General features: G+C 37.0%; 12 protein-coding genes. 4 read left to right on the top strand and 8 right to left on the bottom strand.

Going from position 1 to position 14939, the window contains the following annotated elements:
- Positions 1 to 452: 452 nt before the first annotated feature.
- Together J500_RS02730 and J500_RS02725 are read left to right on the top strand one after the other, a co-directional pair.
- A complete protein-coding gene (locus tag J500_RS02730; RefSeq protein WP_034698047.1) occupies positions 453 to 1352 on the top strand; it encodes a LysR family transcriptional regulator in 900 nt (299 codons plus the stop codon).
- Between the two features lie 215 nt (positions 1353 to 1567).
- Positions 1568 to 2935, top strand: a complete 1368-nt coding sequence (locus J500_RS02725) for a phosphomannomutase/phosphoglucomutase (RefSeq protein WP_034698044.1) — start codon at positions 1568 to 1570, stop codon at positions 2933 to 2935.
- A gap of 26 nt (positions 2936 to 2961) precedes the next feature.
- Here J500_RS02725 and J500_RS02720 read toward each other — a convergent pair whose 3' ends face one another.
- The 6 genes from J500_RS02720 to J500_RS02695 form a co-directional block, all read right to left on the bottom strand.
- A complete protein-coding gene (locus J500_RS02720; RefSeq protein WP_034698041.1) occupies positions 2962 to 4803 on the bottom strand; it encodes an LTA synthase family protein in 1842 nt (613 codons plus the stop codon).
- Positions 4804 to 5038: 235 nt separating this feature from the next.
- Complete coding sequence (galE, locus tag J500_RS02715; RefSeq protein ID WP_005000863.1) at positions 5039 to 6064, bottom strand: UDP-glucose 4-epimerase GalE; 1026 nt, start codon at positions 6062 to 6064, stop codon at positions 5039 to 5041.
- 7 nt (positions 6065 to 6071) lie between these two features.
- Positions 6072 to 7745, bottom strand: coding sequence for a glucose-6-phosphate isomerase (gene pgi, locus J500_RS02710; RefSeq protein ID WP_034698036.1), 1674 nt, complete (start codon positions 7743 to 7745; stop codon positions 6072 to 6074).
- Positions 7742 to 9007, bottom strand: a complete 1266-nt coding sequence (locus J500_RS02705) for a nucleotide sugar dehydrogenase (protein ID WP_034698033.1) — start codon at positions 9005 to 9007, stop codon at positions 7742 to 7744. Before J500_RS02705 ends, pgi begins: the two co-directional genes overlap by 4 nt.
- A gap of 20 nt (positions 9008 to 9027) precedes the next feature.
- Positions 9028 to 9903 carry a UTP--glucose-1-phosphate uridylyltransferase GalU gene (galU, locus tag J500_RS02700; protein WP_034698030.1) on the bottom strand — a complete coding sequence of 292 codons (876 nt, stop codon included), beginning with the start codon at positions 9901 to 9903 and terminating at the stop codon, positions 9028 to 9030.
- 102 nt (positions 9904 to 10005) lie between these two features.
- Entirely contained in the window at positions 10006 to 11445 is a 1440-nt protein-coding gene (locus J500_RS02695) for a capsule assembly Wzi family protein (protein ID WP_052024123.1), read from the bottom strand.
- Between the two features lie 256 nt (positions 11446 to 11701).
- Here J500_RS02695 and J500_RS02690 point away from each other — a divergent pair, with 256 nt between their 5' ends.
- Positions 11702 to 12361: a sugar transferase gene (locus J500_RS02690; RefSeq protein ID WP_052024122.1), complete on the top strand. Its 660-nt coding sequence runs from the start codon at positions 11702 to 11704 to the stop codon at positions 12359 to 12361.
- The gene (locus J500_RS02685; RefSeq protein WP_052024121.1) at positions 12361 to 13197 is read left to right on the top strand and encodes a glycosyltransferase family 2 protein; all 837 of its coding nucleotides are present in this window, start codon (positions 12361 to 12363) and stop codon (positions 13195 to 13197) included. Before J500_RS02690 ends, J500_RS02685 begins: the two co-directional genes overlap by 1 nt.
- Positions 13198 to 13268: 71 nt before the next feature.
- On the opposite strand, the gene J500_RS02680 is transcribed toward J500_RS02685, so the two are convergent.
- Both J500_RS02680 and J500_RS02675 read right to left on the bottom strand, forming a co-directional pair.
- The gene (locus J500_RS02680) at positions 13269 to 14015 is read right to left on the bottom strand and encodes a glycosyltransferase family 2 protein (RefSeq protein ID WP_034698027.1); all 747 of its coding nucleotides are present in this window, start codon (positions 14013 to 14015) and stop codon (positions 13269 to 13271) included.
- 16 nt (positions 14016 to 14031) lie between these two features.
- Positions 14032 to 14925 carry a glycosyltransferase family 2 protein gene (locus J500_RS02675; RefSeq protein WP_034698024.1) on the bottom strand — a complete coding sequence of 298 codons (894 nt, stop codon included), beginning with the start codon at positions 14923 to 14925 and terminating at the stop codon, positions 14032 to 14034.
- Positions 14926 to 14939 lie beyond the last annotated feature (14 nt).

Below are 14939 nucleotides of genomic sequence, written 5' to 3'. Positions count from 1 at the left end.
GATATTTGTTTGATGAATCATCACGATTCAGTATTTATGTTAAAATTGGTATTACCAATTTAAATTAAAAAACAAAATACAGAAGGAATTTATAAACAAATGCATCATAAATAGTCTATATCAGCATTTCAAGGGCAACTTTAAAACATTATTGGTATGACCAATAATAAAACATGATAAAATCTGGTGTTTAGCGGGCATTGTATGATTGACCTATACGACTAAAGTTTCAGCACAAGAATCCACCTTGATCATTCTCGGATTTCAAAAAATAGTGTTTGGCATAAAACGCTGTTTTAATTTTGAGTCAAATTTCGTATAAACCAGACTTTCATTAGCGTCAGTTCTGCTTTTAGATCAGTCCATCTATACAAGGATTGACGAATCATTAAGATCGGTAGATTCTTGACAGAAGATGTCAATTCATCTGTTTGGGAAAAAGGAAAAAATAGGTGTTCGATTTAGACAGCCGTTTACTGAATATTTTTTATCATATTTATAAATCCAAAAGTGTTTCGATGGCAGCAGATGCCATTGGCGTAAGTCAGCCCACGATTAGTAATGGCTTGGTTAAAATTCGCCAACATTTTGATGATCCGCTATTTTTACGGGTCGGAAATGAAATGATTCCAACTGAACTGGCCAAACAGATTTTTCCACTGGTCAGTGAAGTGATCAATAAAGTCGAGAGCATTAATAATTTTAGTCTGCATTTTGAACCGTCTAAATCTGACATGGTACTTACACTTGCCATGACCGATGTATCACATCTGGTACTTTTACCCAAAATTTCCAATTTTTTGGCACAAAGTGCGCCGCAAATTCGCATCAATGTCCGTCCGATCAGTCTGGAAACCAGTTACCAGATGGCCAATGGTGAGATTGATATGGCAATTGGGTTTTTACCACAACTTGAAGATGGCTTTTATCAACAAAAACTATTTTCACAGCGCTATGTGGTGATTTCACGTAAAGATCATCCACGTATTAACGCGCAGAACTTTACCATTGAAGATTATATGCGCGAACTGCATATCGATATTGATACAGGTGTGGGACATTACCAGATTGAAAATGCGTTACAAAACAGTGGTGTGAAGCGTGATATTTTGATTCGCCTACCGAGCTATCTTGGCGTCGGCTTGATGGTACAGGAAACCGATGCGATTGCGACGGTGCCCTATTATTTAAGTAAAGTACTGTTATCACGTGATAATTTACAAATTCTGGATGCTCCTGTCGATTTTCCAACGTATAGCATCAAACAACACTGGCATATGTGTTGTCATCATAAAACCAGCCATCAATGGTTTCGTAAATCTTGTTATGAAATTTTTAAAAATATGTCCTGATATCAATGTCTTTAATCAACTTTTTTCATCATTGTTTAAACCCTCTTTATTTTTCTCCCATAGGAAGAAATAAAATGGGTTGATAAAAAAGTCTAATTGAAAAGAGCTTCAATTCAATACTGTTGAATCATGTAAACCTTCTGATTTGCAACTCGGATTTTAACCAAACTTCTGTATAATCATTTCACAAATTTTTAACGCTAACTATTCTAGAAATGACGACACTAACTTGCTTTAAAGCCTATGATATCCGAGGCAAACTCGGAACTGAACTGAATGAAGATATTGCTTATAAGATTGGTCGCGCTTATGGACAAATCTATCAACCTCAAACGATTGCGATTGGTTGTGACATCCGTTTAAGCAGTGAAGGCTTAAAACAAGCCACCATTCGCGGTTTAAATGATGCAGGCGTGAATGTACTCGATTTAGGCATGACAGGTACCGAAGAAGTTTACTTCGCTGCCTTCCATCTGGATGTACAAGGCGGTATTGAGGTTACGGCGAGCCATAACCCGATGGACTATAATGGCATGAAACTGGTACGTGAAAATGCGCGCCCGATTAGTGCTGATACAGGTTTAAAAGAGATTCAAGCTTTGGCTGAATCACAACAGTTCAATGATGTTGAACATAAAGGAACGACCAGTCACTACAACATCCTTCCTGAGTTTGTCGATCACCTGATGGGCTATATTGATCCAGCAAAAATCAAACCATTAAAACTGGTGGTCAATGCAGGCAACGGTGCGGCGGGGCACGTGATTGATGCGATTGAAGAAAAATTTAAAAGTCTGAATGTACCTGTTGAATTTATTAAAATTCATCATCAAGCAGATGGCACTTTTCCAAATGGCATTCCTAACCCACTTTTGTTTGAAAACCGTGATAGCACTTGCGATGCCGTAATTGAACATCATGCAGATATGGGAATTGCCTGGGATGGCGATTTCGACCGTTGTTTTCTATTCGATGAAAAAGGTCAATTTATTGAAGGCTATTATATCGTCGGTCTGTTAGCTCAAGCCTTTTTGATCAAACAATCGGGTGAAAAAATCGTACATGATCCACGCTTGGTCTGGAACACTTTAGATATTGTGGAAAAATATCAGGGTGAAACCGTACAATCCAAATCTGGACATGCCTTTATCAAGCAAGTCATGCGCGAACACAATGCCGTCTATGGCGGTGAAATGAGTGCACACCATTATTTCCGTGACTTTGCTTATTGTGATAGTGGCATGATTCCGTGGTTACTGACCATCGCGCTACTGTCTGAAACAGGTCAATCGCTTTCAACTTTGGTTGAGAATATGATTGCGAAGTTTCCATGTAGTGGTGAAATTAACTTCAAAGTGGCAGATACGCAAATCACCATTCAGAAACTATTTGATCATTATGCAGCGCAACATCCACAAATCGACCGTACCGATGGTGTCAGTTTAGATTTTGGTATTTGGCGTTTTAATGTGCGTGCTTCCAATACCGAACCTTTACTGCGTTTGAATATCGAGAGTCGCGGTGAACAGGCTCGTCCAATGCAAGATTATGTCGATGAGTTAACAGCACTCATTCAGGCTTAAATAATCAAATTAAAATACGGCTGAGATTACTCAATCTCAGCCGTATTGTCTGGCGTTAGACTTAAACCATAAAGATAATTTTCACCCGATAAACTATCCTGATTAATATTTTTATACTGCTCTAAAAGTTGCTTGGCATCATGCTTACACTCAGAAGCAGGCATCAAAAATTTAGGGTGGATCACCGCATAACAACCCGATAAGCGCCGCATAAAATGATAATATGGAGAAAGCGGCAATCCTGCGACCTGTAGCAATTTGGGTGCCACGAAACTGCTTGGAACAGACTCCTGCTGTAACACTTTTTTCTGAATTGGGAAATTACTCCAGATCGCCAAAGGCGTTTGATAGTTCTTTAAAGCCGTGCGTTCTGGGTCATTTTTAAAATAATCATATTCATCATAAACGCCCTGCAAATTTGGCAAATGATCGCCAAAAACCAGCACAATGGTGGGTTGTTTTAAGGTTTTTAAATACGCAGTTAATTCTGATAATTTCTGATCTGCTCGTGCAACGCCAGCCGTATACGTACTGAGTTTTCGTTGGTTGAGCTCTGAAAGCGTTTTGCTGAACTTAAATTGCTGTTTGCCATAACGATCATCATTGTACATTGGATGATTTTCAACCGTAATCGCATAAATAAACTTGGGCTGATCTCCTTGCTGCAAAACTTTCTTAATATTTTCGTAAATCAGCACATCCGTCGCCCACCCGCCTGCGTTAAATATCTGAGGTCGTTTTTCTTGCGAAACCATATTCTCTAAAGAAATAAATTGTTGAAAGCCTAAAGCAGGATAGACCTTATTACGATTATAGTAGTAGCCATAATTATTGTGCATGGCAATGGTTTGATACCCCAAACCATCCAGATAAAAAGGTAACGCATAAATCGGACGTTTCACTTTAGACACATACAATAATTCATTGGGAAAAAATGCCGTGTTTAAACTGGTCAATACCTCAAATTCAACATTGGCTGTCCCACCGCCAAATGAAGGAGAAATCAATTGCGAGATTTGATTTTTCTGAAAAAAAGGCAATAAATTACGCCCTAAAGCCTGATCCAGATGTCGCGGATCCCAAAAGGATTCTTGCATAATAATCACGATATTAGGTTTTATTGCATCATCAGCCAAAGTACCTTTAACTTCTGGATTTTGATGCAAAATATCCTGTATCACCTGCTCGGACACTTGCGCACGGGGCAATAATCGATCTGTCACCTGATCAAGTATTTTAGAAATATAAAATGTACTAAAACCATAATTTTGAATTTTACGATAATCTCCAACCCAGTCATTTCGCGTATTGGGAAAATCTGCGAGTTGATTACAAATGGCGGGACGATCTTCACGCTGACAAGCCCCGGTCGGATTCATAATGAAATTGAGATATATCAAACTGCTACTGATAAAAAAGAAAATAATCGTGTTCGGAACATAACTATGTATCGTTGTTTTTTCTTCTTTTCTGATTGCGACAACCAATACCACAAGAAACAGTGCAATTAAAATAAAGAAAATCAGTTGTAATGACCACGGTGAAGCTTTCATCGCCTCAGGTAATAAAAACACATCTTCAGGACTGAGATTGCTGAATAAATATTGTTGTTTTTTCTGATTAATAAAATTCAGAAACATCACAAAAATTTGACTTAAAATCAACGCCGTATATTGACGTCCAGTGGCGATAAAGAAAAGCTGAATAATGGCGTAATTAAATAAAACGGCGAATAGAACTTTGTTATAGCCAATATATAAATAAAACTTTTTAAGTGTAAATGCATCGCCCCAGCCAATGTAGACACCAATACATGCAGATAAAAAAGCAACGCCAATAAACAGCAATTGCTGGCGTAAAAACGACATAGGCAGATCTGGGAGAAATACAACAAAGCTTTATTTTAGCATATATTCGAGATAGGCTTACTTTATTCAGAATGTAACCCAACAGAAAAAAGCAGCTCGAAAGTTACTTTTTAAAATCAATAGCTTTCTTTCATCATTGTTTAGATTCTCATTATTTTCTCCTTAAAAGAGAAATAAAAGGAACTAATGAAAGAACTATAATACATGATCAAAATTCAAACAGAACTTGATCTGATCATTCGACATCCCGATAACCATTTGGATTTTGTTTTTGCCAATGCCAACTGTCTTTCAGCATATCTTCTAGCGTGAATTGCGCACTCCAGCCTAACTCTTCTCTTGCTCGTGAAGCATCTGCATAAAAAGCGGATAAATCTCCAGCCCTACGCTCAACAAACTCTGTAGGAATGGAAACCCCATTTACTCTTTCAAAAGTTTGCTTAATTTGTAGAACTGAGATCGCGATACCTGTTCCAATATTCCAGGCACGACAACCTCGATGATTCAAGCGATTATCGACAGCTAAGACATGCGCTTTTGATAAATCAACCACATGAATAAAATCTCGCTCACATGTTCCATCCAAAGTAGGATAATCATTACCAAAAATCGCTAATTTCTCACGACGACCGACCGCTACTTGAGTCACATAAGGCATTAAGTTATTTGGAATACCAAGCGGATCTTCACCAATTCTTCCACTTTGATGCGCCCCGACCGGATTAAAATAACGCAATAAGGCAATTGACCAACGTTCATCAGCTTCAGCTGTCTTTTCTAAGATCTGCTCAATAACTAATTTAGTATAGCCATAGTTATTATTTGGCATACTGAGTGTCATATTTTCACTGTACGGCGATGAATTCAGCTCGCCATAAACCGTTGCAGATGAGCTAAATACAAGCTTAAAGACTTCTGCACGTTGCATGGCATTGACGAGATTAATACTTCCCGCAATATTATTATCAAAATAAATTAGAGGCTGTTGCTGACTTTCACCGACTGCCTTTAAACCCGCAAAATGAATCACCGCATCAATTTGATGCTGTGCAAACACATGATCGAGTTGTTCACTATTACGGATATCACCTTCCACAAAAGTCAGAGATTTTCCAGTCAATTCCTGAACTCGATTAAGCGACTTTATAGAACTATTTGATAAATTATCAAATACTACGACATTATGATTTGCATTGAGTAATTCAACACAAGTATGTGAACCGATATATCCAGCGCCGCCAGTCACTAAAATATTTGCCATCTTTATCCTAAGCCTTTTTATTTCCAAGCAGCAACTCAATCAAACCTCGCGTTGAGGCATCCAGATGTGTTGTCTCTTGTTGCTGACCATTTAAGATCGGTAAAATTTGATTGGCGATTTCCTTGCCTTTTTCTACCCCCCATTGATCAAAGGGATTAATATTCCATAATACAGACTGTACAAAAACCTTATGTTCATATAGCGCAATCAGCATGCCTAAAGTTTTTGGATTTAACTCTTTAATTAAAAAAGTCGAACTCGGTTGATTACCCGTATATTGTTTATAGATGGGTAAGTTTTCTAGCTCTTTTTGATCTAAAGCCTGATTACCAAAGGCCAAAAGCCGAGACTGCGCTAAACAGTTGGATAAGGCCAAATGATGTTGCTCAATCAATGCTTCAGCATTTTCAACATAGGTAAAATGATTGGCATTATAGCGTTGAATTGGCGCGATAAAATCACAACTCACCGCATGCGTACCTTGATGCAGTAATTGATAAAAAGCATGTTGGGCGTTTGGTCCCACTTCGCCCCAAACAATTGGACACGTGCCAGATTCAACCTTGTGATTATCACGTTGAATTGACTTCCCATTCGACTCCATTTCCAACTGTTGCAGATAAGAGGCAAAATATTTTAAACGGCCATCATAAGGCAAGACTGCATGAGTTTGCATGTTTAAATAGTTAGTATTCCATGCCCCAAGCAACCCCATCATCACAGGTACATTTTCATGAAATGGGGTCTGACGAAAATGTTGATCAATTAGATAGGCACCTGCTAACAGTTCCTGAAATCCTTCAACACCCACTTTAAGCGCAATCGGTAAACCAATGCATGACCATAAGGAATATCGACCACCGACCCAATCCCATAGTAATAGCTGATTGTCAGGATGAATGCCCCACTCCGTCATTTTCTCAGGTTTGGTCGACACGCCAATAAAATGACTTTTTAAGACACAATGACGATCACCTAGTGCCTTTTCCAGCCATAAACGCGCCGTTTCAGCATTAGATAGCGTATCAATCGTTCCAAAAGACTTAGATGAAATAATAAATAGCGTCGTTTCTGGGCGTAACTGATGTAATAAGTCAGAGAGCTGGCTACCATCCATCGTCGAGACGAAATGTACGTCCAATGGTTTTGCTGTTGGCACTTTAAAATCAGACAAAGCATGTGTCACCATCAATGGACCTAAATCAGAACCACCGACGCCAATATTCACCACATCTTGAATCACTTCGCCTGTTACGCCACGATATTGTCCAGCATGGATTTTTTCAACCAATCGAAACATCCGATCCAGTTGTTCATTGACTTGCATTGACAGTTCAGAAAACTGCACCGTATTTTTAGGTAATCGCAATGCCCAGTGCATAGCAGCGCGTTTTTCAGTATAATTAATCAGCTCTTGTGAAAATAATTGCTTAATCCATTCCTTCAAATCTTTAGCTTCAGCCCATGCCACTAAAGACTGTATTATGTCCTGATTGACTCGATGCTTACTAAAATCGAAAGTCAAATCATCGCAACCCAATGAAAACTGCTCAAATCGATCATTTTGTTGTTCAAATAATTGATTCAGATGCATGTCTTGCATCTTCTCAGCAAGAGATTGAAGTTGTATTACTGCTGATTGTTTATTTTGCTTTGGAAATTTTTCAATATTTTCATTCATAGCCGACCAACACCTTCATAGGCGAAACCCTGAGCTTTTACAAAATCAGGATCATAAAGATTACGTCCATCCAGAATAAGGGGATGACGCATTGTTTGCTGTAGTTTTTTATAATCAGGACTGTAATATTGTTTCCATGCGGTAATCACACAAAGTGCATCTGCATTTTGCACTACGTCATAAGCGTCCAGACTCAAAATCAAGTCATCTCGCTCACCATACATTTTATAAATTTCTTGTAAAGCCTGTGGATCATGCAGTTGCACCTTAGCACCTTGTGCCCACAATGCAGCTAACATTGCATGAATCGGAGAATTATGAATACTTGATGTATTTTCTTTAAATGCTGCACCCCAGATCGCAACGGTTTTTCCATTTAAATCTGAATGGTAATAATTCCAGAGCTTACGAAATAGAATTTCTTTTTGTTGCTCATTAATTTCCCAAACCTGCTCTAACAAACGGCTTTTCGCACCACTTTTAGAGACTTCGCTAGATAGGGTCAAAATATCATGCGAGAAATTCTCCCCCCCAAAACCTGCACCCGCCGATAAATAGGCTGAACCAATACGGGTATCCGCGCCCATTCCTTGCCTTACATTGGCAATATCAATGCCTAGCTTTTCAGCCACGAGAGCCAAATCATTCATATAGCTAATTCGCGTCGCCAACATGCCTGAAATACTCAATTTAGTAAATTCAGCATCCAGAATCGGCATAAATAAATATTGATTTTGATAGCGAAAAAATGGGCGAAGGAGTTCTTCCATCATCAATTTGGCAGCTTCTGTCTCTGCTCCAATAATGACGTGTTTGACATTCAGAACACTATTAATCGCATTACCTTCCTGAATGACGTCAGGAAAATACACCCAGTCATCATTCGGTAAAATTGCTTTCAGCTTATCCGTTCCATGCAAACCAAAAGTTGAGCCATTGACCATCAACTTTGGATGAATAATCGGGCGTAATGCAAGTTCTTTTAATGTGTTTAAGGCAAGTTTGAATTCAGCTGGATTATAACAAAATAGATAAGTATCAATATCTAAAGGCAAATCTACCAATGTGCTTTGTAGCAACATTTTGGCTTCACGTTGTTTACTTAAACGACGATTCACCTCTTCATCCTGGTATTGAATATTTATGGATGTTGTGGATAGATGCGAATGTTGATAGCACCAATAGACTTGATTACCATATTCGGCTAATAAAGCTGCCAATACGCCAGCCTGTAACGTAGTCCCTAATATCGCAATCTTCATTTTTTATACCTAACTTTTATTTAGAGATTAAGCTCACGAATTAAATTTTTAAAATCATGACCTAGTTGAAGATGTTCAATCCCATAATGTAAAATCGCTTTTAAATAGCCCAATTTACTACCACAGTCAAAAGTCTGTCCCTGCATCCGATAGGCTTCAACTTGTTCTGACTCTTGTAACATGGCAATTGCATCGGTCAGTTGAATTTCGTTACCTGCACCTTTCGGCGTTTGCTCTAATAACTGCATAATCTTGGCTGGTAAAACATAACGGCCCACCACTGAAAGATTGGATGGCGCAGCACCCACCGCAGGTTTTTCTACAATACCCTGCATGATTTGACTTTGACCTTCTTGTGGAATTGTTGCAACATCCACAATCCCATATTGATCCACTAAATCATCGGGCACTGCTTCTACCATAATTTGCGCGGCATGATTTTCATCAAAACGCTGAATCATACTTGCTAAATCATTTTGCTCAGATTTGGCTTTCACCAGCACATCTGGCAGTAACACTGCAAAGTCGTCATTTCCCACAATACTTTTGGCACAAAGTACTGCATGACCCAGACCTAAAGGTTGTGGCTGACGCACACTCACCACACTCACATGTGCAGGAACAATATCTGTAATCTCTTTGAGCAGATCAAATTTCTTTTTATGCTCTAAAGTGGTTTCGAGCTCAAAGTTACGATCAAAGTAGTTTTCAATGGAAGCTTTAGATGAATGTGTCACCAAAATAATTTGTTCGATACCCGCAGCAATCGCTTCATGTACCACGTATTCAATGGCTGGACGATCCACCACCGTGACCATTTCTTTAGGAATAGATTTACTAGCAGGTAAGAAACGAGTACCTAAGCCTGCTACTGGTAAAATTGCTTTTTTGATCATTTCACTATCTATATTTTATTTACAAAAAGGAGTTAAGGAATTTAATCACTATTCAATAGTTAGAACTGAAAATTATCAGCTTGGTGTTTTCGCAATTCCAAATTAGTGCATAAATTCTATAGGAATTTCTATGCTAACAGAAGCACCACTGTCTCGATGATTAATATCAGAGTCACTCAACCATCCTCTGATTTTTAACGGAATATGACTTTTTAAATAATGCGTCCATGTTAAATCCAAAGCCTTAATTTTATCTTCTTGGGGAAAAGCCTGATTAATCGCAAGATTTGACTGATTGACTTTTGTATATAAAACTCGACCACTTAGCCGATTCATTGAATCAAAACGAATATCCCCCCCTACTGAATACATTTCTCCATCCCCACCAATAGGATAAGCAAGAGGATAGCCATGTTGATAAAACCCATCTGTATAAACTGAATGATTATAGGTATATCCCCATACATCTCCATTCGTACGCGTATCTGCCCATTCAGCATAGACACTATAAGGCATATTTTTAAAGCTAGAAGCAAAATCGACACCAGCTAGATATAATTTACGAGATGGCAGTCCTCCCGCCTCATCCTCACCAACTGCTTGACCATAAAGGCTAACTGGTAATTTTAATATACCATTCAATTCTAAACGAAAATCAAGACCCGCGAGTTGATTCGAACGATCTTCATTCGTATCATATACGTTATCATTGCCTTTGATGGCATCCCACAATGTACTGAAGCTTTCTGAGCGCCCCTCTCCTCCCCATTGTAATACACGAGAAGCACCCACCTCTAAATAAGGGAAGGGTTGAGCCGTTAATCGCAAACCTAATAATTTTGCATCTGGAACAGCATGATAATCTTTAAGTTGACCTGCAAAAGCTTGATACTGCCAAGGACCGATCCAAGACAGCCATTTTGTTTCAAAAGCATTTTGTATAGCTCGTTGCATGGTAAAACCATAAACAGGTCTCGAAGCATCACCACGAATTAAGCTACCTTCATGACCTGGTCCCCACCATGTTGGAATTTGTCCAGCAACCACCCATTGATTCCAAAGTTTACCCGCAATATAAGATCCTTCTACATTCACATCGTCATTGTTGTCATCTATTTGGTCTTTTTCCAAGTTGACATGTAATTTAGCATCCCAATTATCTCCCCCTCCATTTAACTCTATATTACCCTGATATTGCGACTTACTTACATCACCAAAAGATTGAGGAAGATAGCTCTGATCTGTCTCGGCAAATAGACCCACTTTAAACTGACCATTATCTACTTTTAAGTTATTTTTTATTGAGGTAATAACTTTTTCTTGTGCTGGCGTCTGAACATTTGCTTGTTCAAGAGCTTTTAATATTTCATCCCCACTTAGCGGCCATGTAGATGTACTTACATGAATCACACCTTGCTGGTTTAACCAAATAAGGTCATTACGTAAATCTGAATTGTTAAGTAAAATTCCTTGAGCAAAGGTCTGTGTTCCTGAACCTGCTAAAATAATAAAAAAGGCAAGTTTTTTTTTAAAATTCATCATATTATGGACTCAAAATTTCACTACATGTATAAAATACTATTGATAAGGTTATATTAGCTAAAATAAAAAAAAAATTCCGTTATTTTAATGTTTTTCGTGTACTTTTGTACCTAAATAGAAATTTCTGATATTTCAAATATTGAAGTCTTCACTATATTTCATATAGAATCTCGTATAGATTTTATTTTCAATTCAATTGTAATAAATAAAGATTTACAATTGTAAAAATGTTCTTTGAGCACAATAGACGTGATACATGAATACAAAATTACCAGAACAAACCGTTATTGATCAAAAAATTAACTATATTCAATCTCCGGTCAAAAGAATATTTGATTTTTGTCTAGCTGTTGCATTATTTATTATTTTATCCCCGTTTTTTATATTGTTTTCTATAATCGTAAAACTTGATGGTGGAAGTGCTTTTTATGGGCATGAACGTGTTGGAAAGAATGGTAAGACATTCAAATGTCTAAAGTTTCGCTCAATGGCCAGCAACTCTCAAGAATTATTACAAGAATTACTCGCCTCAGATGCTCAGGCTCGTGAAGAATGGAATAGTACTTATAAATTAAAAAATGATCCCAGAATTACAAAAATTGGGCACTTTTTAAGAAAGTCTAGTTTGGATGAAATGCCCCAATTGATTAACATTATGAAGGGTGAAATGAGTTTTGTTGGACCACGCCCTGTAACAGCAGCAGAATTACCTCAATATAAAGATAATGTTATTTATTATTTACACGTCACCCCAGGGCTCACTGGTTTATGGCAAGTAAGTGGTCGAAATGATGTCGACTATAATACTCGCGTTCTCTTAGACAAAAAATATGTTCAAAACTGGTCTTTTTTTCAGGACTTAAAGATTTTAGCCAAAACTGTTCTCGTTGTTCTATTTAGAAAAGGCGCATATTAATGGCAACTGATACTCCAAACCAAACAACGACTTCAAATATCAATGTCATTGCCTCTATTGTAATATATAACCACAGTTATCAAGAACTTAAGCCAACACTAGACTCTTTACTCAATGCTCCATCTATTCATAAAGTCATTTTGGTAGATAATTCAGCAAGTGACTGGGCAAATACTTTCGTTCATGAAAAAGTTGTTTATTTAAAGTCGCAAGGTAATTTCGGTTTTGGCTATGGCCATAATTTAGCCATCAAACAATATGCAAAAGACAGCGACTATTTTTTAATTTGTAACCCCGATATTGCATTTGATAATATTCAATTTGAAAAATTATTAAGTTTTGCATCTGAAAATAAAGCTGGTCTATATTTACCTCGAATTTTTAAAGGTGACGGTGTAGATCAGCATGGTGCTCGTTTATTACCAACACCAATGAACCTATTTGCTCGACGTTTTTCTCCCGCTTTAGGTGAAAAACTTGACCAAGAGTACTTACTCAAAAAGTTTTCTATAGAAAAGCCAATATTTGCTCCTAATTTGATTGGATGTTTCATGCTATTTTCAAGTCATGCGCTACTTGAACTTGGTGGTTTTGATGAACGCTTCTTTATGTATATGGAAGATGTGGATTTATCAAGACGTTGTGCTGAGAAATATGGAGCCATTTACTACCCTCAGGCCCATGTCACTCACTTACATGAGCAAGGCTCGTATAAGAATAAGACACTTTTGAAAGCTCACCTAAAAAGTGCTTATCAATATTTTAATAAGTGGGGCTGGTTTTTTGATACAGGGCGAAACAAAATGAATCAGATATGCTTACAGCAATTTGATTAACCCACAACCTTATCAATCAAAATAAAGCATTGATCCTTATTTAATCAATGCTTTATTTCTTCAAGAATATATTATTTATTTTGCGTATAGTTCTTAACAAAGTTATCAAGCCCTGCTGCTTGATATTTTTCTATATCACGCTCTAATTGATCAAACTGCTTTGAATAAAAAGAACCTGATGCATGAAAACATTTATGGTCTTTAATAATGCCAGATTTTTTACCAAAAAGCTTAAATAAGTGTTGCAAGGCTCCATCTTCGCCAGACTTCATAGTCAAAGGCATCATGTTAAACAACCAAGAAATTTTCTTAAAATCCTTGGCCCTAAATCCAGCACACCAGCCACCTGTCGGTCCACTCTCCACAGTCAAACCATTGACGGTGACATCGGTATAATGATGTGACTCAGGTTTAGAACCATTTGTATGTTCATTTTGAATAACGTCGAGCGCTAAAAAACCAAAATTCTTAAAATTTTCAAAGTATTTTATAAAAACTTGATCAACGGCAGTAGGATATGCCAAAACATCATCATCAACCTCAATGACAATATCTCCCGTCGCCATTTTGAATAACTTTTTATAAGCAAGTAAACGTAAATTTTTGTCAGAAATATAATATTTAATATCAATCTGAGATGAAAATTCTGAAACAAGGTCTTTCAACAAGGCTTCAGTATCATCATTTGAAGCATTATCAAAAATAATGATCTCACAATCATTTTTATTCTGAATAGATTCAATAAGTTTTGGAACGCAAATTTTTAACATATTTGCACGTTTCCAAGTTAATATTACAAAAGAAACTTTTTTAGACATTTCATAATTCCAAAAATTATTTTACCCAGTATAAAATACCATCACGAATAGCTCTAAAATATGATTTTATATAGCTCATTTTTTGCTTTTCAAATGTGACAAGTATGGCTTGATGAATAAAGTTAAATAACATTTCCCGTAGCACTAACAAAGTTGGTACGTGGCTTTCTTTTGCCATGTAAAATGCATTTCTAACACGATAGTAACGCCTAAAAGGCGAGTGCACAGGCACATTAAAATATTTAAACTTTAATATATTATCACCAATAGCATGCTTCATAACTGCTTTAGATGAAACGTAGTTTTTGTAACCCATAGCTTCTGCACGAATACACCATTCAGTATCTACATAATCAATAAAATAGTTTTCTCTCATATTGCCTACGACTTTCAATGTATCAATAGCAATTAGAGAGCCAGAAGATATCAGTAAACTAGAATGTAATGGTTCCGTTATATTGGATGTATCCATTTTATCTCGAAAGCCATGTTTCGACATATTTACTGTTTTATAATAAAATCCAAAACGTTCATCTATAAATCTTGGTCCAATTGCACCAACTTTTATACCTTGATTCTGCAAGCTTATATAATCATCTAAAAGATCATTTAAGTAGTTATCTGGAATAGTGCTATCCTGATCAAAAAACAAGACATATTCTACTTGGTCTGCTAGCGCATGCTCAATTCCTTCATTCTGCGCTTTTGCTATTCCAGTGTTTTCTTTAAGTTTAATTAGTTTTAATCTTTCATCTTGAATTCCAACATCTACATTGAATGAAGATGCATTATCAACAACATAAACTGAGATATTTGCATAATTTAATAATTGACTAACTAAAAAAGTTAAATTCTCTAGTTTAGGATTAAAAGAAATTATTACTATTCCAACCCTTTCTAAATGTTTCATATACCTACTCATCC

Origin of the sequence: Acinetobacter sp. 479375 (assembly GCF_000581715.1) — a bacterium.
Classification (GTDB): domain Bacteria; phylum Pseudomonadota; class Gammaproteobacteria; order Pseudomonadales; family Moraxellaceae; genus Acinetobacter; species Acinetobacter ursingii.
Note: the sequence above shows the minus strand (reverse complement) of the source record. Positions and strands in the feature narration are given on the sequence as shown.